Raw genomic sequence first — 23,200 nt, forward strand, 5'->3', positions numbered from 1 at the left:
GCAGGTTCCTCCGATCCGAGGGGTCAGCGGGTGACGTCGCGATACAGGCGCCGGGTGTAGTTCCAGGCGCGGCGGCCGGTGCGTAGCCGTAGGCCGGTGCCGTCGCAGCGACGGCAGTAGCGGCGCTTGGAGCCGAGGCGCGGGGCGTGCTTGCCTTCGCCGTCGCAGCGGCGGCAGGGGCCGAACGGGGCCAGCGCGCAGCGCAGGAGGTAGAAGGCGAGCCAGGCGAGGGCGGCGAGGATCAGCCAGCCGATCAGGGCGGCGTAGGCGGTGAGGTCGGTAGCGGCGGGGTGGGTAGCGGTAGCGGCCAGGAAGGGCATGGCAGGGTCTCCAGAGGGCGTTTCGGGCGAGGGAAGGGTGGCCCGCTACCCGCTACCTGCGGGTATTCGGGCAGCTCAGGGGATATGTGGGCGGTAGCGGGGGCGGTAGCCTGCCCGCTACCGGTAGCGGGGCCGCCGCTACCTGCCGACCCCACCGGGCCGGGGCGGAGAGGGAGCCCTGCCGGCCGTTTTGAGGGCCGGTTGCCGGGTGGCCGGCAGGGCTCGCGCGGGGTTCGCCGCGGGGGTGCGGGTTAGGCGGCGGGGGTCTGGCGCTGGGCCAGGGCGGTGGTGATGGCGGCCTGCTTGGCGCCCTTGAGCACCTGGCCATCGCGCTTGATGTTGACGCTGGACACCCCGAGGGCGCGCAGCTGGGCGGAGATGGTCTCCGCGGTCAGGTCGGTGTAGTGCTCGGGGATCCGCTCGGCCAGCCGGGTGGCCATCTGTGCCCAGTCCAGGCCGGTCTCTCCGGAGGCGAAGACGCTCGCGGCATCGGCCAGTACGTCGCGGGTTTCGCGGATCATGGTCTGTCCGGCGGCGTGCCCGGACAGGGTTCCGGCCCTCTGGCGCAGGGCGCGGGCGGCGGTCAGGATCTTCTCGGCGTCCTCGGCATCGGCCAGGTAGCAGCGCACGGTAGGCGTCTCGTCAGAGGCGCCGCGCAGGATGCCGACGCCCTTGTAGCTGGGCAGCAACACCGAAGAGTCGAAGCCTTCGGCGTAGCTGCCAGCGCCGAGCACCATGTCCGAGACGGTGTAGGAACCGGTGCGCAGCGCGAACCGCACCTGGTGGTTGTCGCGGAAGCTGGTGAAGGCGGTCGCGACATCACCGGTGCCGACCCCGCCGGGCTTCTGGGTGGCGTCCAGCACGATCACCCCGGCGGCCGGGGCCACCTTGACCAGGTAGACCAGCAGATTGGAAATCTCCTTGTTCAGCTCCTTGTCGCCGGTGTCGAAATACTCCTGGCACTCGTCGATGACCACCAGCCGCACCGGCATCCCGTACTTCGGATCGCGGGCGATCTCGCGGGTCAGCTTGCCCTCGGGGCAGACCTCCACCGGCAGTTCGCTCAGACGCTGGTAGCGGTGCTGAACGTCGGTTTTGAGGTCGCGCAGCATCTGCACGAAGATCTCCAGCGGGTCGCCGTCGCGGGTCATGGCGAACCCGAACGAGCACGAATGCGCGACGAGCGCGAATTTGCGCCAGTCGGGCGAGCCCTTGCCGTCGAACACGTCGAGCCGCACGTAGGGGTCGAGGGCGGCGTACAGGGCGAGCAGGCGGGCAGTGAAGCTCTTGCCGCGGCGGGGTTGTGCGCCGACCAGGATGGACACCCACAGCATGAACAGGGAAACCTGCCGTCCGCGCTCATCGATGCCGAGCGGGGCGGGCTGCCAGATGTCGGTTTCCCTGCACGCCAGCAGCGGCGTACGCCCTGCCGGGGAGGCAAGGGGGTCGGCGTCGGCCACCCACAGCCAGTGGCTGCGGTTGCTGGCCGGATCCCTGCTGAGGGTGACTTGAGCGATAGAGACATCCAGGCCGGAGGCGATCTTCTCGCGGGCCTTGACCGCTTCGGCGAAGGTACGGCCGTAAGGCAGGTTGATCAGCACCTTGGAGCCGTTGCCGTCGCGGGCCATCTGCGCGCCGAACTCGATCTGCTGATCGGCGCGGTCCGGGTGGCCCAGGCCAGCGGCGTAGTAGGCGCGCAGCACCACGTCTGAGTTGAGTTTGCGGTAGCGGCGGGTCACCACCGCAGGCGCGATGATCGGCTGCCCGGCGGGGCGTCCACGGTGGGCCAGCAACGGAATCAGGGCAGCGACGGTGAGCAGCTGCATCCACAGTGGCAGCCCGGCGACGATCAGGGTGGCGATGATGAGCGCGATGACCTGAAGGGCCAGCACCACGCCACGCCAACGGCGGGTGGACTTGCCCTCGCGGTGCAGCTTGAGCCACATCGCGGGGTCGTTGTCGTTGGCGGCCTGCTGCTGAAGCGTGTACTGCTCGCTGACCCACCACCACCGCAACTGACGGTTGATCAGCCGGGCCATGCCGACCACCGACCACCACGCGGCCTGCACCCCGTACCAGGGCAGACGAACGGCGTGGAAGGCGGCCACGTACCCGAAGCGGTGCGCGGCGGCCTGCGCGCTGGCCAGCCGGTTACCTCGGTGCAGACCAGCCGGGATGATCGGCCGGCGCCCTTCGGTCGGCACGCTCCCGGGCACGATGCCGTCCCCGGGCAGGTCCACCGGGACCGGCGAGGCCGGGGCGGAGGGTTCCTCATCGAGGTTGATCTCATACGAGGTCTCGGACACCGTACGGTCGGCGGCGGGACCGGTCGAGGGGGCGCGGTTGATGCCGAGAGGGGAAGGGGTGGGGGCGGTCAGGTTCAAGGTCGGGTCAGCCTGCTGATCGGGCAGGAGGGTCAGGTCCGGCGGAGTGGGGCGGTGCCCGTTGGTGGTGGTCGGGATGTCGGTCATGATGGGGTCACCTCGTGTGCGATCGAGCGGGCGGGGTTGCAGGGCGCGGTCACGGTTCTTGGCGGAGTTGGGGCCGCGCCCTGCGTGATGGTCGGTGACGGTGTGCGGTTCGGCTCGTTGCTCGGGTTCATCGGTCGGCGCCGCGGGTGGCGCTGTGGCCGCAGCAGGTCCGGCGGTGCTCGGACATGTGGGCGTGAATCTGCGCAACGACGCGCCGGCGGGTGATGACCATGCGGGCGAAGATGGACACCGGGACGGCCAGGCACGCGAGGCTGAGGATGAGGGCGAAGGTGAACATGGCGGGTGGCTCCTTGGCCTAGTTGGTGGTGGGGTGGTTGAGGGCGTCACGGACGGCGCGGGCGTCGTCCATGCCGCACCGGAGCGCGCGCTGAAGGCGGTAGGCGCTGGGGACCTCCGGAAGCTCTCCGGTGGCGATGAGTGTCCGCGCCCGGTCGATCAGGTGAGCCACGTCCGGTCCGGGCGCCCTTACCGGATCATGGGCGTTTGCGCTGTACGTAAGGCCGGTAAGCCGTCCGGCGTCGCCGTGGTCCAGGCCGGTGAACGCGGCCAAGATGATCGGCAGCGCGGTCACGATGGCGACGGCGACGATCGGCCCGAGGATGTGCAGCACCAGCCGCGAGACGCTGAACGTCTCGGCGACGCCGGGTAGGTAGGGCCAGGCGTTCATGCCGAGGGTCAGCGCGAGGAACAGCCACTCGATGCGGACCAGGGTGGGCGAGTGGATCGGCTGGCCGTGGGTGCCGAGGTAGGCGCGGGCGCCGACCACGACCAGCAGGGCCAGGGACATGAACGGCTCGACCAGCCAGGCGAACACCCACGAGGGCGACCAGGCCGGGGCGCCGTCGGCGGCGAAGGTCTGCACACCGGCCGTCGACCAGGCCAGCGCCAGACTCAGCGACACCATGCCCGCGGCGACCAGCAGCCGCCGCATCCGCGCTGCCTGGTAGGCGCGCATGGCCGGGTCTTGGGCCAGCTCGTGCAGCCGGGCGGCCTCGCGAGCGGCCTTGCGGCGCTTACGAACCTTGGCCGTGTCCAGCAACAGCGGCGCGGCGTCGTCCTGGAGATCGGCCAGCAGGTGCGCTTCGGCCACCTCGGCGCGCAGTCGCTGCACGCGCTTGGTCTCTCCGCCGGTCTCCACCGGCAGCACCGCGGGCAGAGCAGGAATCTGCTCGGCCAGGTGGCGTTCAAACTCGGCCAGGCCACGCGCGACGTCGTCGGGGGTCGGCTCCGGGGTGGGGGTCGTGAGGCTCATGCGGCTATCTCTCCTGTCGTGATCGCGCAGTCCAGGCAGGTGCCCAGGTGGCGCGGCAGCACGTAACCGGCGTCGCGCCGGCAGTCGGGGCAGGTGCGGCGGGCGGCGTTGGCCTTGGCCAGCGCGCCCAGCTGCGCGGGGGTGGCGGTGCGCTTGGGCAGCGCGAACCGGATGTCGTAGAGGTAGGCGGCGCGTACGCCGGGGGCGCCGTGCCGAGTCGAGCGCCACAGCACCTGTGCCTGTACGCCCTGTCCGGCGGGGCGCAGCCCGGCGGCGGTGAGCTGGCGGCGGGTGAGCAGGTGCGGCGGCGACATGCGCCAGGGGTAGGTGGGGATGCCGTACCGGGTACCGGCCGGGTCCCAGAAGGCGGCGCGGATGCGGCTCACTTCTCCTCCGTCTCCGTCTCGGTGTCGTCATCGGTGGTGTCGGTAGTGGTGTCGATGGTGAGGGCGGTGATGCCGACCTGCCGGCCGTCGATGATGATCCGGCCGTTCTTGGTGACCTTGACCGGGCCGTGGTGGTTGTAGACGGGCATGGAGCGCACCTGCCTTTCAGGCGGCGATGATGAGGGCGGCGACGAACAGGAACCCGATGTGCCAGGACTGATCCAGGGCATAGGCGCCGGTGCCCAGGTGCGGGGCATCCGTTGTGCCGGGCCGGGGTACGCCCAGCTCGTAGAAACCGCGCTTGCCGAGCCGGTCGGCGAGCCGGGCGAGGGTGGTCCGCCTGTCGGCCCAGTAGTGGCTGATGGCGTCCACCGCAAGTCCGGCCAGCAGCGTCGGCGGGGACAGCGCCAGGCCGGTTACCAGAGCGAGCGCGGCCAGGGCGGCGGTCTTGGTGGCGGTGAGGGTGGCCACGTGCCGGATGCAGGCCAGCCGTCCGGCGGTGGTGGGGGCTCCCTTGGCGCATGCCTGGCCGTGGGTCTGCACCCAGTGGTCACCAACCGAGTGAGCGGCGTACAGGGCCGCGAACACCGCGGCGAAGGTCGCGAGATTGCTGGTCATGGGATTCACCTGCTTGGGCTAGAAACCGGAGTGGGAGCGGGCCAAGGTGCGGCAGGTGCCGCAGCGGGAGACGTGCCGGGCGCCGTGGGAGCGGCACAGCTCCACCTGGCCGCGCGGCGTACGGCAGCGCGGGCAGCTGGTGGCGGTGCCGTGCTCGCGCTCGCAGTCGATGCACTGAAAGCGACTCATCACGCCACCTCCTGCTCGACGTTGGGCGCGATCCCGAACAGGGACAGGGCGCGGATCTCCTCGACCGACAACCCCGCCCACACGCCCTCGGTGGGGCGGATGTCCAGGGCGTAGGCCAGGCACTGCGGGCGGGCCGGGCAGGTGCGGCATATCCGCTTGGCCGCGGCCTCGCGCTCCTGGCGGACTGTGTCCGGCTCGGACTCGAAGACGTCGGGGGCGGTGAACAGGTCGGCGGTGGTGTCGTCACAGGCCGGTCCGGCGGCGAACATCGCCGTACGCAGCTGCTCACGCCGCTTGAGGTAGGCGCGGCGCAGGCTGTTCAAGCGGGTAACCATGGTGAAGCTCCTTCTGCATGCAGTGGTGGGAGTCGAGGGGGCGGCTCGTGTCTTGGCGGGCAGGGCCGTCCCCGACCCAGGTGGATTCGGTGAACGAAAGATCAGTGCGCAGGGTCGTGACCTGCGCGGGCCGCCTTTTTCGCGGGAGGCGGTAACCCATGAAGTTGTCAGGCGTCGAGTGCGTTCGGCCCGTCGGTCGAAGCGGCTTCGTCAGCGTCGGCGCGCGATCCCGTCGGACCGCCTTCCGAGTGCTTCCGGTGACCCGTCCGTGTGGAGGAGTCACAAGCAGGAGCGTATACGTAACTTCGTATACGCACAAGACCTCGGTATACGATGATGCGTATACGTTGGAGGCATCACCGAAGAGCAGTTGAAGGGATGATCATCAAGTGCCAGAACCGGCCTACGTCCGCATCGCAGGCGAGTACGCCCGACGTATTCGCGGGGGGGAGCTTCCTCCCGGCGTGCAACTACCGAGCTATGCCGAGATCGCCCAGAAGAACGGCGTGTCGGACATCGTGGTTCGGAAGGCCCTCGAACTGCTCCTGAGCCAGGGGCTCGTTCGATCCGTACGGCGGCGAGGCATCTTCGTCGCCGACCGGCCCAACCTCGTTCGTGTTTCTCCCGAGCGCCAGATGGAAAGCGCTGAGCGCTCGTTCCGGAACGAATCCGATCGAGACATCCAGGTAGAACGGGAGGTTGAGCAGGTCCCTGCCACCAGCGAACTCGCGGAGGCTTTCGGGCTCTCAGAGGGCGAGCTGGTCACCTACGTCATCACCCGAGCCACCGAGGACGGGCGGCCAATCTCGATCTCGGACACCTACCATCCGGTGGATGTCGCCGATGTGTCGGGAGCGGCCTTCCTGGAAGAGACCATCTCTGACCAGCTCCCGACAGCGCCGCACGCCGAGTGGTTGCGCACTCCTCCCGGCGATCTCGTCAAGACGATCCACCAGCAATTCTTGTCCGCCGATGACCGAGTCATCATGATTTCCGATGTGTCGTACCCGCGGGACCGCTACGACGCGTTCGTGTTCCGCATGGCTCTCAAGCAGTAAGAGCGCAGCAAAAAAAGGGGGTGCCGATCTGATCGGCACCCCCTTTTTGCTGCGCTCTCAGCGCCGAACCCAGCCCTGCGCGGCGTCCGTCTCCGTCCACCACGAAACGAAGTGCGGATCTACAGAGTCCAACTTCCAGCGGGCCGAAAGGGCATCAAAGAAGGCATCGTTACCGGTCTTGCCGCCCTTCGGCTCTCCGATGTAGACGAGTCGTTCGCCTCCTGCGTTCTCGAACGAGGCCAGCGCCTCGGACGACATCGTGTCGCCCCATCCGGGCGGCCAGCAGAGGAACAGCACGTGATCCGCTGTTCGGGCACGTGCCTCGAACTCGCCGAGATCGCCGACGAGGTGCCACACGTCCGCTTGGCCGGCAACTCCAAGGAATGAGGCGTTCTCGGCCCTGTTGGGCGGCTCCAGGTCGTACGCCTCAACAGTCAGCCCTGAACGGGCCAGCTGTGCAGCCCAGTAGCCTCGACCTGCCCCTAGCTCCACGATTGGGAGATCAGCGCAGAAGCTGGACATCCATTCGATGGTTTGCGGGGAAGGCACCGCGTAGGCGTAGGTCGCTTGCAGGATCATCTGTGCAAAGGCGAGTCGCGCGCTTCCTTCTGCCCGACCACCGTTTACCACCCGGCGGCCCTCGTGCTCGAACACGAACGGCTCAACGATGTCCCAGTAGGGGTTCGGGCTCACAGCACTGCCGCCGGTCATGTAGTGCACAAACCGCAAGTCGAACGCCCCGTCGGCTTCAATGTCACCGGTCCCCGATAGCCCTGTTGCCATGTCCAGGTACTCGGCCACCTTGGGATACTCGGCCTGAAGTCGCCGCTCATCGTTCAGCAGCGAAGTGAGTTCATTCCATCGTGCTGTTGTCATTGCTAGCTGGGCCATGCAGACGAGTTTCTCGCACTGAACCCGCCCGCGCCACGCTTCCTGTGATAGACGGGAAGCTTCAGACGCGGCAAATCGGGACAGGAACCCCTGGCCATGGCAGGAGTGAGACATGGCGATCGATGCTCGACAGCCCTCCCACACCTCCGACAGGCTCGCGAGACCTGCCCGGTGGTGGCACCGTTGGTGGTACGGCTAGGCGCGTGTGACAACCAGATGGGCCGCTCGGCTATCGCTGGCAGCGCTGTTGCTCATCCTGCCACCTCGACGCTAACGGCGATGACGGTCACCACGGTGACGGAAAGCTCAGGAGATGTGGCCGATGTCCTTTTCCAGATCAATAATCACTCTCCGCATTATGCGCTTGAACGTAGTGGGCACATCGCTGTCGAGCATCTTGGCCACTTCTTCTTCACCGAGATGAGTTTCCAACACCCGGCGCATCCGCGCCATATTTACCAGGTCGAAGTTTGGCACATAGTTCTGATCTTTCCCGAACGGATACCTAATCGCCCAATACGCCCGAACGAAGCACTTGTTCCTAAAGGTTGTGGGCACATTGTGGCGGCGCTTCATAATTTCTATCGTGACATCTAGGTGCTTAAGTAGCGCGATGTCATTCATCTGACGGAAATAATTAAGCCAGCCATATGAGATGCCTTCATAAATGCAGCCAGTGACGATTATATTTATCCGGTCCTGCAGCTGCTGGAGATTCCTGTCGTGCTTGTAGCGAGTGAAAATTCGCGCAATTGATCCTTCGATATTACTGATACTCTTCTTGCGGACGGAAACGTTCTTGCTGCTAAACGTGTAACCGAGATAACTGAACCCGTTCGAAATAGAGCCACTACTCGACTTTGCTTCGCCGGCGGTCGCCAAGTGAACCCTCAGACCACTTTCTTTGCATTGGCTAGCTATGCTATCTCGAACTCGATTAACTGAAGCACCGTTACAAAGGATCAAGATGTCGTCTACATAGCGAAAATATACGCAGTCATCTAACGCCGAGGCGGCGGCGTCAATTTTGCCCATTACTAGCTCGGCGAGGATGTTTGAGATAGCCAGCCCTTGCGGCACTCCTCGCTTATTCGGCGTGCGGTTCCGTTGACCAATCGGGACCGTTGGCGTTCTCACAGCGCCTAGAACAGCACCAAGGATCTCCTTCTTTCGGATCTTGGTCCGCAATTCCTGCTCAATTTGACTATGCATAATTGATGGATAGAAGTTTACTACATCAAGCTTGACATACGAGTCGTACGTGCCAGCGGCAACCACAGTGGCTACCTCGGACACTCGCTGATGGGGTATAACGCCTCGCGTTTGCGGAAACAACCTGGTCAGGCAGTCAGCAAGCGCTCTAAGTGCTATTCGGTCACGAGCGGTCGGAATCGAAAGAACCCGCGGCGCCTTGCCCGCGCCTTTGAGTTCCAGTACTTCGCGATACCCAGTGAACCGATACGATCCCGCCCGCATTTTTCGCGAGATGAGTTTCGTGACTTCGTTAAGATCGGTAGCAAGCGATTTGGGATGGATTCCGTCCCTTCCGCGAGCTCCCTTGTCCTCAACATAATCATGATAAAGACGCCTGAGATTGGATGGCGACGTTACTGATCGAAAGAGTGTTGAAGCTGACGTTCGCGCTGACAGGGGATTTGGCAACTCTATATGCGACGCCGGGGGAGCGGAAGTACCCGTCGAGATTTCGTTAGCCGGTTCAAAGACCATTGACGAACCAAACGCCGAACGGAACTAGAAGTGCAACTGGAACGACCAAACTTACGTAAGGAAAGGCCATGGCTGCGAAATGCCCTAGCCAGCCGAAGAACCCACGCACGCGGCGCCAGAAGCCAAATCCGGAATAGGGTGGTATAGGTTGCGTCCTCCGATAATCATGCTCAGTATGGTTCTCGGAAGATGTCATCGCTACGTCATACTCATCTTGTAACTTCTGGTATTTTTCGCGCCTATCCGGGCCAGCATATTCTTTCAAGTTCTCTGCCGAGACAGAAATTTGCTGTATTCTTTTATAGTTTTCTTCCATCGCCTTCGCTCTCGTTCCGTACCCAACACTGGAAACTACGAGCGAGATTGATAGAGAAAAAACTGCCAATGCGACCATTAGGGCGTCGCCACCCTTGCCGTACATCTCTTTCTCGATGAGCATTCCAACGGAAGCAATTACCGTCGAAGTCGACAATGCAACAAGAGCAACATTCCAGGCCATATTTGCGTGCGCTAGACGGCGGTAGGCGTTGAGTCGACTCAGGTATGTATTATAACTTCTTCTCTCCAGCCGTTCCATCGCTGGCGAGATGTCGTCTGGCAGCCCGGCCACTGGTCTCCCTTACACTGACCTCTCGTCAAAATCACTCGCGCCCTATGGGCGCGAGCACTACCCTAGATTGAGTTCTAGGGTAGACCGCAATGCCGGAGCATTACGACCTATTACTACTGCTACCCATGCGAGACGTCCCCCGAAGCGGCGGCGCATGGGCAAGTGGCCGAGCCGCATTTAACCCTACACATCGGCGCGGACCTTGCCTGCTCCGGTGGTGATCTGGTGGGAGCGGGAGACCGCGAACACGTAGCTGGTCTGCTGGCCTTCCAGGTAGCGGCGTAACGGGCCATTGTCGCCGTAGGCCTCATCGGCGGTCACCCAGCCGAACGGCACGCCGACCGCGAGCACTCGTTCGATCATGGCCTGGAGAGGGACACAGCCCTGCCCGTGGACCCATCGTGGACCAGAGAGGTTCCCACTACGAGCTGCCAGGATGTTTTCGCAGGTCAACCGAGTAACGCTAGGTATATTTGCAATCCTCTCCGGAGCCGGGAGCGCAAGTTCGAATCTTGCAGGGGGCACCAGCGATCCATCAAGGGGAAACCCGGAGACGACCCGCGGAGACGCGGGTCGTTTTTTTGCTTTCCTGAGTCCTTCCAGCGGCGTCCGTCTCGCCCTCGCCCAGCGGCGCTCAACCCGTTTGGGGGGTGGTCGATTGTGGGTAGTTTGAGGCTGCCTCAGCGTGCGGCCGTGGGTGCTTCGTCAGGTGGCCGGTCCTGGATGGCGCTGAGCGGACAGGGGAGGCCCTTCGGATGAAGGTCGTTGCGTTGTCCTGCACGCAGAAGCGTCTCCCGTCGCTGACCGACGCGTTGCTGGAGGCGGCGATCACCGGCGTCCTCCGGGAGGTCGGTGACGCGGAGATCCAGCGGATTCGGTTGATCGACCATCGCATCGCGATGTGCGAGGGCGAGGACACCTGCCTTGATCCCGAGGTGGGCCGGTGCACGCTCGACGACGACTTCGAGCACGTCGTCGGTCTGGCCGAGGGCGCGCAGGCGATGCTGCTCGCCATGCCGGTGTACGCGGGGAACGTGCCCGCGATACTGAAGATCTTCCAGGAACGCCTGAAGAGCTTCATGAACGCCGGGCAACGCCCGTTCGGCAACCTGCTGGTGGGGACGATCGTGCATTCGCGCACGATGCTGACCGAGCCCGCACTGGGATCGTTGTTCCCGTGGTACCTGCGCCTACGGAACAGGAACGTGGCGTCGGCGTGCTTCACCCAGAACGATCACCAGGACCTGACCCGCACCGCGGCGCCCGACCTGTGCGTGGCCGTGGGCCGGCAGCTCGGCATGACGCTCGGCGGCGGCCGGTCGCCGGCCGACGAGCGCACGGCACTGCCGTTGGTTCAGTCACCGGCTCGTCCGCGGTGCGGCGACCCGACCGCGTCCTCTTCCGGAGAGTGAGGGGATTCCGCGCGCCAGGTGCACCCGTCGCCCACCTGTTCGCACGAGACCGTGACGCCCGGTTCCACGTAGCGGGCGGCGATGGCGGTGTTGAGTTCCTGGCAGTACGGGCACGGTGACGGGAACGTCAGTACGACGCCGTCGCGGGCGGCCCGTTTGCGGTACCGGAGGATCCCGCAGTCGGCGTTGCGCAGGACGGTGCCCGACGGCTGGGGCTCACTGGTCACCGCCGAGTCGTACAGCAGCAGCTGACGCCGCAGCCGGGTCATGAAGTGATCGGTGGCGGACACCCCGGCGGGCCGTTGCGCCCGCAGCAGCTCCGCGGTGATGCGGGAGTTCGCCTGGATCCACGCGGTCAGCCCTTCTTCGCCGTGCTCTCCCAGGATGAACTCCTCCGCGGCCGCCTGGGCCTCGAAGAACCGCTGGCGCCACAGGTCGACCTTCTCGGCCGGGTCGAGGGGAGACGTTTCAGTCAGGTCGAGAGGAGCCGGTTCATCGGTCATGGTCCGCGTCCTTCCCGGCGGCGTCCCCGGCGGCGTCGTCCAGTTCGGCGAAGACCTCCTGGGCGACGCGCAGCCCGTTGTTGGCGACCGGCCAGCCACCGTAGTAGGCGAGCTGAATGATGACCTCGATGATCTTCTCTCGCGACATCCCGAGGTGCAGGGCCGCGCCGATGTGGCCGCGCAACTCCCAGTCGGTCCGTGCCAGCGCGACCGCGGTCAGCGCGACCAGTTCGCGCTCCTCGACGCTCAGGTGCGGGCGGGTCCAGATCTCGCCGAACAGGTGGTCGACGGTGATCCGCAGGAACTCCGGGTAGGAGCCCGGGCGTGGTTCGCGGCCGAAGACCTGCTGGAACATGGCCTCGCCCCGCTCGTGCCGGGCAGACGGCTGATTCATCGATCAACTCCCTCGTGTTGGTCGAACACCGGTCGAACAGTTGTCAACGTCCACGACGCCACGAAGGCGACGAGCAGCAGCGCGGCGCCGCTGCCGAAGGCGGCCGGAACACTCACCCGCTCGGCGATGAGTCCCACGACGACCGGTCCGACGACGGCGCCGACGTCGGTGCACATCGAGAAGACGGCGACGCCACTGCCGGCCCTGCCGACGACGACGTCACCGATCAGCGCGGCCGGTGCGGCGTTGAGCAGCGCCGATCCCGCCGCGTACACGCTGAGCAGGACGACGAGCCAGGCGTACCCGTCCACGAACATCAGGGCCGTGATCGCCGCCGCGGCCACACCGGTGCCGGCGATCATGGCGAACCGGCGGCCGGCCCGGTCGACGACCCGGCCGGCCGGCATGATCAGCAGCGCCTGGACGACGGCGGATGTCGTGAACGCCCACCCGACCCATGTCACGTCATGTCGCCACGCCACGATCACCGTGGGGACCAGTGCGCCGCGCAGCCCGAACAGGACCCATCCCTGCGCCAACGCCGCGAGGCAGGCCACCACGTAGCGTCGGTCCCGCAGCAGGACCGGTAGCCGGACCACGTCGCGGCCGGGCTCCGCGCCGGCGCCTCGGCCGGTGTGGAGGACCGTCGATGCCAGCATCGCGGCGGCGAGCAACAGCACGGCGTACGCCACGAACGGTGCGGACAGGCTGATGAGAGCGAGCAGCCCGCCCAGCGCCGGTCCGCAGATCCCGCCGAGCAGGAAGCCCGCTTCGAACACGGCGCCGGCCCGGCCCCGCTGGTCGGCGGGCGCGATCGCCAGGAGTGTCGCCAGTGCGGACACCGAGAACAGCACCGAGCCGACGCCGCCGAGGCCGCGGAAGGCGAGCAACTGCCCGTAGGACCCGGCGAACGCGGTCAGGGCCGAGGAGACCGCGCACAGCAGCAGGCCGGCGACGAGGACCCGCCGCTCCCCGAAACGAACTCCGAGCCGACCGCAGAACGGACTGGTGGCCAGCCGCGTCAACGCGAACAGGGCGACGAGCGCCCCGATCTGGGTGGGCCCGGCCCCGAACGTCGCCGCGTACACCGGGAGCAACGGGAGCACCAGTCCCAGGCCCAGCATGACGCAGCCACCGACGACACTGAGGACGTAGACCTCGCGGGGGAGACTCGGCTGGGCGGTGGCAACGGGTGGGACGCTGCCGGGGCCGGCCGCCGTCACTGTCCGATCACAGGATGATGCTGAGCTTTCCGTGCTCGTACAACGTCTCGTGGTCGAGCACCACGACCCGTTTCCTGATCCGGAACGACTCGCTCTCGACCACGAGCTCGAACCGGTATTTTCCGACGTAGACGTCAGAGCGTCCGTGCCCGAACCGGTACACGACGACGTTCGCCGCCACGTCGAGGTGCGTGCCCCGATCGGTCAGGATCTCCACGTTGCCGATCATCCGATTCGTCCGCGACCGGGGGTTCTCGCACCACACCTCGCCGTTGAGGAGCTGTTCGATTCGCTGGCGCAGCCGGGCGGCGTCGTCGTCGATGAGCCCGAGCGCGTCGGCGGTCTCGCCGCGGACGTCGGTGGCAGGCACCGAGTAGCGGATGTCGTCGGTCAGCATCTCGTCGTACCACTCGCGCAGGCGCCACTCGTCGAGCAGCCGCGCCTCACGGAACAGGAACCGGCTCACCCGGTGCCACAACCGCACCTGGGCCGTTTCGTCGACCGTCAGCTCGATGGTCATTGTGGTTGCGCCCCTTGCATCTCGGCCCGGTGGGCGATTTCGAGGTGACCGTCGTCGCCGTGCATCAACCGGTCCCACTGCCGCCAGAACTCGCGGGCCGGAAGCTCGTCGGTCGTCTCCGGGACCTCCTTGTTCATACCGCGGGACAGATCCGAGTAGCGGACCGTGCGGTTGAGATAACCCCGCTGGCACGACTCGACGATCTCGATGTCGTCGGGGGTGGCGAAGCCTGCGGGGCCGAGGAACGTCAGGTAGTGACTCTTGCGGAGTTCCCGGATGTCCGGATCCTCGTCCTTGGGGGCGAGGGCGACCGAGGTGATGGCCATCTGGCCGGCGCCGACCGGGTCGATCTTGCGGATCGTGATCGCGATCGCGTCGATGATCATCAGGTTGGGGAAGATCAGCACCGCACGATTGGTGCCGGTGATGCGTTCGGCGCGTTCGGCGCCGAACCGGTCGGCGAACCGCGCGGCCGTCGCCTCGATCCGCGGCCGGACCTCAGGGCCGAACATCGGCGTCCAGTAGGCGAGCGGGCGGGCCGCCGCCGGTGGCAGCTCGTTGGCTCCGTGCCCCAGTCCGAGGGCGCGGCCGAAGCCGCCTCGTCGCCGTGGTGGCACCGACCCCAGCGACTCCATGTAGCCGACGTAGCGCTTGTGCAGGGCACGAAAGTGGTAGATGTCGACGCTGTTCTCCATCATGAGCTTCCAGTTGGCCCGAGCTCCGTGGAGTTGCGCCCCCTGGATCACCTCCATCCCGACCTCGGACTGGTCGTCGATCAGGTCGAGGTACTCCGTCGCGCCCGCCAGGTACTCGGTCAGGGTGCGCGGCTGCTCCGCATCGAAGGTGACGAACACGAAACCTCGGTAGCCGTCACTGCGGTGCTGTGCCAGGCCGAAGTCCGCCTTGCGAAAGCCCGGCCCGTACCCGTCGGGGATCGGGACCCCGACCAGGTCGCCCTGGTTGGAGAACGTCCAGTCGTGGTACGGGCACCGGAACGATCTGGCCTGCCCGGCCGGCTGCGAGCAGATCAGGGCACCGCGGTGGGTGCAGCTGTTCGCGAAGACCCGGATCACCCCGTCGGACCCGCGCGCCATGACCACCGGGCGCCCGCCGACGTCGCGCGACACGTAGGAGCCCGGTCCCGGCACCTCCGATTCGTGCCCGACGTACAACCAGCAGCGATCGAAGATCCTGGTCATCTCCTGTGCGGCCAGGTCGTCGTCGGTGTAGGCGCGGCGATCCACCCGGAACGAGAGGCGCTCAAGATCGTCGAGCACGATCGGGTCGCCCACCGGCCGCCGCGGTTCGATCGTCACTGCTCCCTCTTTCGCTGTAGCGTCTCGACCGCGCCGATGACCAGCTCGGCCGTGCGCACGGCGGAATCGCCGCACTCCGGCTGCGCGGCGCGCAGCCGGGCCCGGTGGTCCCGGGCGGGATCGAGCAGGTCGGTGACGGCGTCGGCGACCGCCTGCTCGGTGACGCCGGCCGGCTCCAGCGCCGTCCCGAAGCCCGCCCTGTCCACGAAGTACGCCTGGATGGGCTGGTCCACGGCCAGCGGGATCACCAGCATCGGTGTCGCCGCCCGGATCGACTCCGCCACGGAGTTGTAGCCGCCGTGGGTGATGAACACGTCGGCGCGTTCGAGCACCTCACGTTGCGGTAGATAGGGGGCGGTGAGCACTTCGTCGGGCAGCGCGAGCTCCTCGGCGAGATCTCCCACCGCGGCGATCACCTGCGCACCGGTCGCCGCCGCCCCGGTGATCACCGTACGCAGCAGGTCCGGCCGCCGGTAGAAGATCGTGCCGAAGGAGACGTACACCAGCGGGCGGTCGGGGTCGATCCGATCCAGGCCGGAGAAGGCGACCTCGTCGCCGCGGGTCCCCACCGCACCCGGCAACCCGACCAGCTGCACACCGTCGTCGGTGACCGCGTCGTCCCCGACGAGGGCGGGAATCGTCGGCATCAGGTTGAGAATCGGCGAACGCGCCGAATGGGTCCGGGTCGACCACAACACCCCGTGCCCGGTCAGATAGGCGCCGACCTGCTCGTCGTACGGCCAGCGACCTCGTCGATGCTCGCGCGGGCATACTCCGCCCAGGTTGGCCCAGATCATCCCGTACGGCACGCCGGACGCCTCCGCGCCGACCATGGCCGACGCCGTGACCGGCAGCGAATCGACGAGTACGAAGTCCGGCGCCGTCTCACGGAGCGCCTTGGCCGTCTGCTCCGCCACCGGCGACGACCGGAGCATCGGGCCGATCTTCGCCGGGTCGCCGCTCCACGGCGCCATCTCGACCTTCCCGATCGCGTGGACCGGCGTCTCACCCAGGGCCTGGCGACGCTGCTCGTCGAGCGTGCCACCGTCGGCGGACAACAACAGCAGCGCGACCTCACTGCCGGCGGTTCGGAGCGCATTGACCACCGGAATATACGGGTTCAGGTGACCATGCTGAGTCGTGGTGAGGAGGGCAACGCGCATCAAATCTCCGATTCATGGAAAGAAGACGACCAGGCCGACTCAGAATCCGGCTCCGGGTGCACCACAGCAGCTACGACCGCGACACCCTCCTGCCTTCGGAAACGAGTCGAGACGGCGACGGGCGAACGACGGGACTCCGCCTCCGGACAGGCGAAAACGCCCGGCAGGCGAAAGGGGCCGTCGACGTCTGGGCACTGCTGTGAAGCTCTACGCATTCCCCACCATCGCCGAGGGGACACATCATGTCAACGACGTCTAAATCCTGGATTTGACGCTAATTTCATGATATCGACCTGTTTAAGCGGGCAAAGAGGATGCGCTTGCGCAGGAAAACAGAGTTGGCCAGGCCATACATCTGTCGCTTGAGCGTCTTGACGCGGTTTGATGTCAAGCAGCTTCTTGGCATCGTGAAGACCATTGGCGAGGGAGGCAACCGGTGAACCGGTCCACCCAAGAGCCCTCACTGCTTGAGCTCACCACCGCCCTGACTCCCGCCACCGTCTCGCGGTTCCTCGCCTCCAACGCTTGGAACCTTGAGTACAGGGGGCAGGTCAAGGAGGTCTGGCGGCTCGTCGAGGGCGGGAACCTCATCGCCCGGATCATGCTGCCCCTCGACCCGGACTTCGCTGACCACTCCGATCGCTTCTGCGACGCCCTCCACGCGATCGGCCGGGTCAACGACTGCGATGCCGACCAGCGCTACGAGCGCATAGTCGCCGCGAAAGTCGACGCGAGTTCCCTTCGGCGCAGGCTGGGAGACTTGCCCGAAGCGTAGTTCGGCTGTGTCTGAAGGGGCCCTCACCTTGTTTCAGGTGAAGGGTTTCCGCTGTTCCGCGCCGTGAGGTTCCCGAGGTAGTCCCTGATCATCGATCTCGACCCCCGCGAGGGGAGCTGGGCTAATACTCCCTTTTGCTGCATCTTTCCCTTTTGCTAAGTTGATCTTATGCGCCCCCTCCTCGCAATGCTCTCCGGCGCACTGGTGAGCCTTTTCCTGGTCGGTACAGCCACAGCCGACGCCGACCGACTCCGGCCGATCCCCACCGGCACAGCCGCCCTCACAGCCAACCCGATCTACGAGACCGGCGAACTGAAACCGGACACCTGCCCGGAGCGGCCAGTTGACAACGACGACTTCAAAGGCGCCACCAACTACCTCAACGGTCTCCTCCGTTGCCTCAACACCAGTTGGAAGCGCCAGTTCGCAACAGCGAGACTTCCCTTCAGCACACCGAAGCTGCGGGTCATACGCCACGCCGGTGTGAAAACCGGCTGCTCCGAATTTCCCGAGAGCGCCCAGGCGATCTACTGCTCGGCGAACAAGACGATCGTCTTTCATCTCGACAAGAAAGCCTTGGCCGACGTAAGCGACCTGTGGCTATTCTCAGTCCTTGGCCATGAGTACGGCCACCACGTCCAAGAGCTCTCCGGAATCATGACCACCTTCGACTCTCGCAGGTACCGCTCCAAGAAGGACTACAACGCAGCCTCACGTCGCCTCGAATTGCAAGCCGACTGTCTGAGCGGCGCCTTCATCGGCAGCGTCTGGTCCTCCCTGGAGCGGCCGGACTCGGATTTTTCCTACCTGCGGCGCTTTGAGAAGAGTTCTCCGACTCATGGCAAGGCCGCGAACTACTCTTACTGGTTGAACCGCGGCTTCCTGGCCAAGGGGCCCGACGCCTGCAATACCTTCGCCGCCAAGTCCAGAGTGTCTTGACCGCTGTCTTGGCGCCCGCGCCTCTTCCGGCGGCGAGGCGCTGAATCGGGACCGGGGGCAGCTTCGTCGCTCCGCTCCCGCCTGTCAGCGGTGCCATGACAGTCGTGCCGGGCGTGGGCGGAGCACCGCATGCGGCTCCTGTCCGGCGACCCCCATAATGATCGACGGCATTTGCCGATCAATAGGGGGTTTTGTGAAGAAGCTCATGGTCGCCACGGCTCTCGTCCTGGCCGGTGTCGGCACGGTGGCCGCGCCCGCGCCCGTGCTGGCCCGGTCGACGACCTCGGGGGCCGCGTCGTCGCTCGTCACGGCGGGAGGCGAGGCGGCCGTCGTGAAGTGTCAGACCCGCAGCCTCAAGTCGCCGGCGAACGGCAGGTACGTGTCCGCGGAGTTCGGCTGGTCGGGCGACAAGTACGGGATGCTGCGCGCCCGCGCCACGAAGGTCGGCCCCTGGGAGAGGTTCTCGATCTGCTACAACGGCCGCAACTACACGATCAAGTCCCTGGCGAACGGCAAGTACGTGTCCGCGGAGTTCGGCTGGTCAAGAGGCGACCGCGGGATGCTGCGCGCCCGCGCGTCCTCGGCCGGCACCTGGGAGAGGTTCCACATCGCCTCCTGCGGGACGGGCTGTGTGTCGATCAGGAACCTCGCCGTCCCCTCCCAGAACTACGTGTCGGCGGAACTCGGCAACAAGGGCGACAAGTACGGGATGCTGCGCGCCCGCGGCTCGAAGGTCGGACCCTGGGAGAAGTTCAGGGTGCAGTAGACCGCATTTCGGGCATCGATTTCGGGCATCGCCGTGGGCCGCCGATCCGGGTCCGGCAGGCGGTTCGCGGCGGATGCCATAGGAACGGGGCCGGTTCGCGGCGAATGGCACGGGAACGGGGCCGGGGACCGGTTCGTTGGCAGGGAAACCAGGCGACCGGCCGAGACGACGGGGTGTGACGACAGGCGGGCGGAGTCTCGGCCGGATGACGGTCGTCGTCCGGACAGAGGCGGTCCTTCGCCGCTTCACGGCGGCGAAGTGATCTCGCGGGGGTTCCGTTCCAGAAGGGGTGCTTGATGCGTACCACCACGGATGCCGACGTGCGGCGGGTGTTCGACCGGATGGCGGATCGGTACGACGACCAGATGCGGGTCTGGGAGCGGCGCCTGTTTCCGGGGAGCAGACAGTGGGCCGTCGGGCAGGCGCGCGGCCGTACGGTGGAGATCGCGGTCGGCACCGGGCTCAACCTGCCGCTGTACGGAGCCGACGTCACGGTGGTCGGCATCGAGCTGTCCGAGCGGATGCTGGAGCTGGCGCGGCGGCGGGTGGCGCGGGAAGGGCTCGGCGAGCGGGTGGAGTTGCGGCAGGGCGACGTGCAGCGCCTGGAGCTGCCCGACGGCCACGCGGACACCGTGCTGTCCACGTTCACGATGTGCACCATCCCGGACCCGGCGGCCGCGGCGCGCGAGGCATACCGCGTGCTCAAACCGGGTGGCAGGTTCGTGCTGGCCGAGCACGGGCCGTCGAGCAACCCGATCGTCCGCACTGGGATGCGGGTGGTGGAACCGCTGTTCGTGCGGTTCGCGGCCGACCACCTCACCCGCGACCCCCGGCCGTTCCTGGAGCAGGCGGGGTTCCGGATCGAGTCGGTGTCCCGGATGACACGCGGCGTCGACTTCCGGGTGCTCGCCGTCCGGCCGTGACCCGCCGCCTTCCACCCGCGTGATTCCGGTGCCGGTGAGGCGCTGCACCCTCATGAGCGGGGTACGAGAGGGAACGGGCATCGACGAGGAGGCACCCGTGGAGTACGTCCTGAAGGAGATCGCCGACCAGCCCGCGTGCTGGCGGCAGGCGCTGGATCTCGGCGCGGCGAGTCCGGCGGGGCTGCCGGAGACGGGTGAGCGCGTCGCCGTGATCGGCTGCGGCACCTCGCTGTACATGGCGCAGGCGTACGCGGTGCTGCGCGAGCGTTCCGGGCAGGGGGAGACCGACGCGTTCCCCGCCTCCGAGCTGCCGGCGCGCCGCTACGACCGGCTGGTCGCGATCACCAGGTCCGGGACCACGACCGAGGTGCTGCGCGCCCTCGACGCGGCGGGCGACGTCCCGACGGTCGCCGTCACCGCCGACCCGGCGACCCCGGTCACCGGCCTGGCCAAGACGGTGATCGCGCTGGAGTTCGCCGACGAGCGTTCCGTGGTGCAGACCCGGTTCGCCACCAGCGCTCTCGCCCTGCTCCGCGCGCACCTCGGGGAGGCCCCCGCCGACCTCGGGGCCCAGGCCGAGACCGCGCTCACCACACCGCTCCCCGAGGGGGCGATCTCGCGGCGGCAGTTCACCTTCCTCGGCAGCGGCTGGACCAACGGCCTCGCCCAGGAGGCGGCGCTGAAGCTCAGGGAGGCCGCTCTCGCCTGGTCGGAGGCCTACCCCGCGATGGAGTACCGGCACGGGCCGATCAGCGTCGCCGACGAGAACAGCCTGGTGTGGTTCTTCGGCGGTCAGGAGAGACTGCTCGACGACGTGGCCCGCACCGGAGCCCTGACCACGGCCACCACCCTCGACCCGCTGGCCGACCTGATCCGGGCCCAGCGGCTCGCGGTGGAACTGGCCCGGTCGCGCGGCCTCGACCCGGACAACCCGCGCAACCTGACCCGTTCGGTGATCCTCGGGTAGTCGCCCTCAGCGGCGCCGGGCGGCGTTCAGCAGCCAGCGGCGGACCACGGCCAGCGCCAGCGGCAGCGGCACGGTGCCCGCGCCCAGGCCCACGTCGACCAGCAGGTCGAACACCTCCTTGCGGCGGGCGGCGGTGTCGATCGCGGCGTCGATGAAGCCGGGTGACTGGGAGGCGAGGGCGAGCACGTCGGTGGTACGCAGGTGCCGGCCGAGAGCCTTTCTCAGGCCGCGCCGGTAGGCGGGCAGCGGGTCGTCCGCCGCCTGGACGGCGGCCTCCCCGGCGAGCCGGCCGGAAAGCAGCGCGTAGAAGATGCCCTCGCCGGTGAGCGGGTTGATGAGACCCGCGGCGTCACCGGCGAGCAGCACCCGCCCCGAACCCGGCCCGGGACGGCCGGGGGAGAGGGGAAGATGGTGGGCGCGCAGGTCGCGGGCGTTCACGTGGGGCAGCAGCTCGGCGAGCCGTCCGTGCAGCACCTCCTTGCCCGGCAGGCCGGTGGCGTGCAACCGGGGCAGGAGCATGCCGTAGCCGACGTTGGCGGTCCCGTCGCCGATCGGGAACGACCACGCGTACGCGGGCCACCCGTCCTGCTGCATGAAGATCGACTGGACGTCGTCGTCGGCGGGCACGTCGGCGTAGCCGCGCACGGCGATCGCGGTGTGCTTCTCGGGGGAGGGGGGAACGCCGATGAGGCGCCGTACGGCCGAGTTGGCCCCGTCCGCGGCGACCACGGCGCGGGCGGTGACGGTGCCGTCGAGAACCACGTGATCGCCGAGAGCGGCGAGCGCGCGGACCTGGTGGCGGCGGACCTCGACACCGCGGGCGCGGGCGGCGTCGACGAGGCGGGCGTCGAAGACCTTGCGAGGCACGACGTGGTTGGACCTGGCGGAGGTGGCCGAGACGCGGGCGCCGCCGGGGGAGACCACCGCCAGGCGCCGTGTGGGCCGGTAGTCGGCGATGAGGTCGGGAACGCCCAGCAGGGCGAGCTCGTCGCGTCCGTGGGCGGCGATGCCGTCACCGCAGGCCTTGTCGCGGGGGAAGTCGGCCCTGTCGAGCAGCAGGACCCGCGCCTCGGGCCTGAGCTGTCTCGCGCGCAGGGCCGCGGCCGCCCCCGCGGGCCCGCCGCCGACGACCACCAGATCCCAGACGTCATCCACCCCGGGGAGCCTTCCCCGTACGCCCGGGGGGAACCTCCACGCGGTGGATCTTCCGGGTGGCGCACGCCACCGTGACCCACCCGGGTATGGGGCCGGGGCGGGTGGGAGCGCGGAGGCCAGGCCGCTCAGGGCCGGGGAAAGCCGGTGGCCGGAGGTGGCCTCAGGGCCAGGGACCGGGGGGAGAGGCGGTGCAGGCGGCGGCTAGAGGTCGCTCAGGGCGGGGAGGAGCTCCTTCTCCGACCAGTCGAAGAACGCGTCCTGGTGCTCGTGACCGATCTGGACGAGGGCGACGTGGGTGAAACCGGCGTCGGTGTAGGCGCGTACCGCCTCCACCACGGCGTCCACGTCGGGGCCGCACGGCACCTTGGCCGCGACGTCCTCCGGGCGCACGGTCTCGGTGGCGGCGGCGAAGTTGACGGGCCCCGGAAGCTCGGCCATCACCTTCCACCCGGCCACCGACCAGCGCCACATCCGGTGCGCCCGCTCCCTGGCGGCCTCCACGTCGGGGTCGTAGCAGACGGCGAGCTGGCCGTAGACGGGCTTGCCCGTGCCGCCCTCCCCGGCGAACAGGCGCACCAGGTCCGAGTCGGGATCGGTCGCGACCAGCGCGTCGCCGTGCTCGGCGGCGATCTTCCCCGACCGGCCGCCGGAGGCGGCGATCGCGAGCGGGACGGGCCGGTCCGGCAGGTCGTACAGCTTGGCCGAGTCGACGTCGAAGAACTCGCCGCGGTAGGTGACGTACCCGCCCTCGAACAGCTCCCTGATGATCTGCACGGCCTCGCGGAACATCCCGTGCCGGGTGTCGGCGGACGGCCAGCCCTGACCTGTCACGTGCTCGTTGAGGTTCTCGCCCGCGCCCAGCCCGAGCGTGAAGCGGCCCTCGCTCAGCACGCCCATCGTCGCCGCCTTCTGCGCCACCACCGCGGGGTGGTAACGCATGATCGGGCAGGTCACGTACGTCATCAGGGGCAGGTGCCGGGTGGCCTGCGCCGCCGCGCCGAGCACCGACCAGGCGTACGGGGAGTGGCCCATCTCCTCCAGCCACGGGAAGTAGTGGTCGGAGATGACCGCGTAGTCGAAACCGACCCGCTCGGCCGTCGCGACGTCCTGGACCAGCTGCCTGGCGGGCGTCTGCTCACACATCATCGTGTAACCGATCTTTGCCATACCCCGCCCCTACCCGGCTTTCCGCGAGCATCGCCGGAAGAGCCGAAAATATCGCCGTCCTTTACGAATCGCCCATCTACCAGTGGCCTGCCTCCACA

At 67.4% G+C, this 23,200-nt stretch carries 27 protein-coding genes and 1 pseudogene; 7 read left to right on the forward strand and 21 right to left on the reverse strand.

All coding sequences use genetic code 11. From position 1 onward, the window contains the following. Nucleotides 1-23 precede the first annotated feature (23 nt). From AB0B96_RS09915 to AB0B96_RS09955, 9 genes are all read right to left on the reverse strand, one after another. Nucleotides 24-320, reverse strand: coding sequence for a hypothetical protein (locus tag AB0B96_RS09915; RefSeq protein WP_362897430.1), 297 nt, complete (start codon nt 318-320; stop codon nt 24-26). 251 nt (nt 321-571) lie between these two features. After that, a complete protein-coding gene (locus AB0B96_RS09920; RefSeq protein ID WP_362897431.1) occupies nt 572-2,791 on the reverse strand; it encodes a hypothetical protein in 2,220 nt (739 codons plus the stop codon). Nucleotides 2,792-2,918: 127 nt separating this feature from the next. Further along, a complete protein-coding gene (locus AB0B96_RS09925) occupies nt 2,919-3,089 on the reverse strand; it encodes a hypothetical protein (protein WP_362897432.1) in 171 nt (56 codons plus the stop codon). Between the two features lie 18 nt (nt 3,090-3,107). Next, entirely contained in the window at nt 3,108-4,064 is a 957-nt protein-coding gene (locus AB0B96_RS09930) for a hypothetical protein (protein WP_362897433.1), read from the reverse strand. Then, nucleotides 4,061-4,450 (reverse strand): RRQRL motif-containing zinc-binding protein, encoded by a 390-nt coding sequence (locus AB0B96_RS09935; RefSeq protein WP_362897434.1) that lies wholly within the window; start codon nt 4,448-4,450, stop codon nt 4,061-4,063. The genes AB0B96_RS09930 and AB0B96_RS09935 overlap by 4 nt, the downstream gene beginning before the upstream one ends. Beyond that, entirely contained in the window at nt 4,447-4,599 is a 153-nt protein-coding gene (locus tag AB0B96_RS09940; RefSeq protein WP_362897435.1) for a hypothetical protein, read from the reverse strand. Before AB0B96_RS09940 ends, AB0B96_RS09935 begins: the two co-directional genes overlap by 4 nt. A 16-nt stretch (nt 4,600-4,615) precedes the next feature. Continuing rightward, the gene (locus tag AB0B96_RS09945) at nt 4,616-5,068 is read right to left on the reverse strand and encodes a DUF3307 domain-containing protein (protein WP_362897436.1); all 453 of its coding nucleotides are present in this window, start codon (nt 5,066-5,068) and stop codon (nt 4,616-4,618) included. A gap of 18 nt (nt 5,069-5,086) precedes the next feature. Beyond that, complete coding sequence (locus AB0B96_RS09950; protein WP_362897437.1) at nt 5,087-5,257, reverse strand: hypothetical protein; 171 nt, start codon at nt 5,255-5,257, stop codon at nt 5,087-5,089. Continuing rightward, complete coding sequence (locus tag AB0B96_RS09955) at nt 5,257-5,592, reverse strand: WhiB family transcriptional regulator (protein ID WP_362897438.1); 336 nt, start codon at nt 5,590-5,592, stop codon at nt 5,257-5,259. The genes AB0B96_RS09950 and AB0B96_RS09955 overlap by 1 nt, the downstream gene beginning before the upstream one ends. A 389-nt stretch (nt 5,593-5,981) precedes the next feature. On the opposite strand from AB0B96_RS09955, the gene AB0B96_RS09960 reads away from it, so the two are divergent. Continuing rightward, nucleotides 5,982-6,650, forward strand: a complete 669-nt coding sequence (locus AB0B96_RS09960) for a GntR family transcriptional regulator (protein ID WP_362897439.1) — start codon at nt 5,982-5,984, stop codon at nt 6,648-6,650. A 57-nt stretch (nt 6,651-6,707) separates the two neighbouring features. Here AB0B96_RS09960 and AB0B96_RS09965 read toward each other — a convergent pair whose 3' ends face one another. The 4 genes and pseudogenes from AB0B96_RS09965 to AB0B96_RS09980 form a co-directional block, all read right to left on the reverse strand. Continuing rightward, on the reverse strand, nt 6,708-7,541 hold the full coding sequence (locus AB0B96_RS09965) for a hypothetical protein (RefSeq protein WP_362897440.1): 834 nt from the start codon (nt 7,539-7,541) through the stop codon (nt 6,708-6,710). Nucleotides 7,542-7,847: 306 nt separating this feature from the next. Continuing rightward, a complete protein-coding gene (locus AB0B96_RS09970; protein WP_362897441.1) occupies nt 7,848-9,269 on the reverse strand; it encodes a reverse transcriptase domain-containing protein in 1,422 nt (473 codons plus the stop codon). Further along, nucleotides 9,259-9,879 carry an SLATT domain-containing protein gene (locus AB0B96_RS09975; protein ID WP_362897442.1) on the reverse strand — a complete coding sequence of 207 codons (621 nt, stop codon included), beginning with the start codon at nt 9,877-9,879 and terminating at the stop codon, nt 9,259-9,261. The genes AB0B96_RS09970 and AB0B96_RS09975 overlap by 11 nt, the downstream gene beginning before the upstream one ends. A gap of 219 nt (nt 9,880-10,098) precedes the next feature. Further along, nucleotides 10,099-10,563 (reverse strand): annotated as a pseudogene (locus tag AB0B96_RS09980) (transposase); the annotation flags it as partial. 71 nt (nt 10,564-10,634) lie between these two features. Between AB0B96_RS09980 and AB0B96_RS09985 the strand changes: the two are divergent. Next, complete coding sequence (locus tag AB0B96_RS09985; RefSeq protein ID WP_362897443.1) at nt 10,635-11,291, forward strand: NAD(P)H-dependent oxidoreductase; 657 nt, start codon at nt 10,635-10,637, stop codon at nt 11,289-11,291. Here the strand turns inward: AB0B96_RS09985 and AB0B96_RS09990 are convergent. Genes AB0B96_RS09990 through AB0B96_RS10015 form a run of 6 tightly spaced genes read right to left on the reverse strand, consistent with a single transcriptional unit; the run spans nt 11,234 to nt 16,410 of the window. Continuing rightward, nucleotides 11,234-11,794: a hypothetical protein gene (locus AB0B96_RS09990; RefSeq protein ID WP_362897444.1), complete on the reverse strand. Its 561-nt coding sequence runs from the start codon at nt 11,792-11,794 to the stop codon at nt 11,234-11,236. The genes AB0B96_RS09985 and AB0B96_RS09990 overlap by 58 nt on opposite strands. Then, nucleotides 11,784-12,188 carry a carboxymuconolactone decarboxylase family protein gene (locus tag AB0B96_RS09995; RefSeq protein ID WP_362897445.1) on the reverse strand — a complete coding sequence of 135 codons (405 nt, stop codon included), beginning with the start codon at nt 12,186-12,188 and terminating at the stop codon, nt 11,784-11,786. The genes AB0B96_RS09990 and AB0B96_RS09995 overlap by 11 nt, the downstream gene beginning before the upstream one ends. Next, nucleotides 12,185-13,411 (reverse strand): MFS transporter, encoded by a 1,227-nt coding sequence (locus AB0B96_RS10000; RefSeq protein ID WP_362897446.1) that lies wholly within the window; start codon nt 13,409-13,411, stop codon nt 12,185-12,187. Before AB0B96_RS10000 ends, AB0B96_RS09995 begins: the two co-directional genes overlap by 4 nt. A gap of 7 nt (nt 13,412-13,418) precedes the next feature. Then, the gene (locus AB0B96_RS10005; protein ID WP_362897447.1) at nt 13,419-13,931 is read right to left on the reverse strand and encodes an aromatic-ring-hydroxylating dioxygenase subunit beta; all 513 of its coding nucleotides are present in this window, start codon (nt 13,929-13,931) and stop codon (nt 13,419-13,421) included. Continuing rightward, nucleotides 13,928-15,247 carry an aromatic ring-hydroxylating dioxygenase subunit alpha gene (locus tag AB0B96_RS10010; RefSeq protein WP_362897448.1) on the reverse strand — a complete coding sequence of 440 codons (1,320 nt, stop codon included), beginning with the start codon at nt 15,245-15,247 and terminating at the stop codon, nt 13,928-13,930. Before AB0B96_RS10010 ends, AB0B96_RS10005 begins: the two co-directional genes overlap by 4 nt. Next, complete coding sequence (locus tag AB0B96_RS10015) at nt 15,244-16,410, reverse strand: glycosyltransferase (RefSeq protein WP_362897449.1); 1,167 nt, start codon at nt 16,408-16,410, stop codon at nt 15,244-15,246. The genes AB0B96_RS10010 and AB0B96_RS10015 overlap by 4 nt, the downstream gene beginning before the upstream one ends. Nucleotides 16,411-16,846: 436 nt before the next feature. Between AB0B96_RS10015 and AB0B96_RS10020 the strand changes: the two genes are divergently transcribed. The 5 genes from AB0B96_RS10020 (at nt 16,847) to AB0B96_RS10040 (ending at nt 20,780) form a co-directional block, all read left to right on the forward strand. Further along, complete coding sequence (locus tag AB0B96_RS10020; RefSeq protein ID WP_362897450.1) at nt 16,847-17,185, forward strand: hypothetical protein; 339 nt, start codon at nt 16,847-16,849, stop codon at nt 17,183-17,185. 168 nt (nt 17,186-17,353) lie between these two features. Continuing rightward, a complete protein-coding gene (locus tag AB0B96_RS10025; protein ID WP_362897451.1) occupies nt 17,354-18,124 on the forward strand; it encodes a neutral zinc metallopeptidase in 771 nt (256 codons plus the stop codon). 193 nt (nt 18,125-18,317) lie between these two features. Then, complete coding sequence (locus AB0B96_RS10030) at nt 18,318-18,890, forward strand: hypothetical protein (RefSeq protein WP_362897452.1); 573 nt, start codon at nt 18,318-18,320, stop codon at nt 18,888-18,890. A gap of 296 nt (nt 18,891-19,186) precedes the next feature. Further along, entirely contained in the window at nt 19,187-19,813 is a 627-nt protein-coding gene (locus AB0B96_RS10035; protein WP_362897453.1) for a methyltransferase domain-containing protein, read from the forward strand. Between the two features lie 52 nt (nt 19,814-19,865). Then, nucleotides 19,866-20,780, forward strand: coding sequence for a sugar isomerase (locus tag AB0B96_RS10040; RefSeq protein ID WP_362897454.1), 915 nt, complete (start codon nt 19,866-19,868; stop codon nt 20,778-20,780). A 6-nt stretch (nt 20,781-20,786) separates the two neighbouring features. Here the strand turns inward: AB0B96_RS10040 and AB0B96_RS10045 are convergent, their stop codons facing one another. Together AB0B96_RS10045 and AB0B96_RS10050 are read right to left on the reverse strand one after the other, a co-directional pair. Beyond that, the gene (locus tag AB0B96_RS10045) at nt 20,787-21,935 is read right to left on the reverse strand and encodes an NAD(P)/FAD-dependent oxidoreductase (protein ID WP_362897455.1); all 1,149 of its coding nucleotides are present in this window, start codon (nt 21,933-21,935) and stop codon (nt 20,787-20,789) included. 201 nt (nt 21,936-22,136) lie between these two features. After that, nucleotides 22,137-23,102 carry an LLM class F420-dependent oxidoreductase gene (locus AB0B96_RS10050; protein ID WP_362897456.1) on the reverse strand — a complete coding sequence of 322 codons (966 nt, stop codon included), beginning with the start codon at nt 23,100-23,102 and terminating at the stop codon, nt 22,137-22,139. Between the last annotated feature and the right edge of the window lie 98 nt (nt 23,103-23,200).

The sequence above is a fragment of the Streptosporangium sp. NPDC049046 genome (assembly GCF_040649155.1).
Taxonomy (GTDB): Bacteria; Actinomycetota; Actinomycetes; order Streptosporangiales; family Streptosporangiaceae; genus Streptosporangium.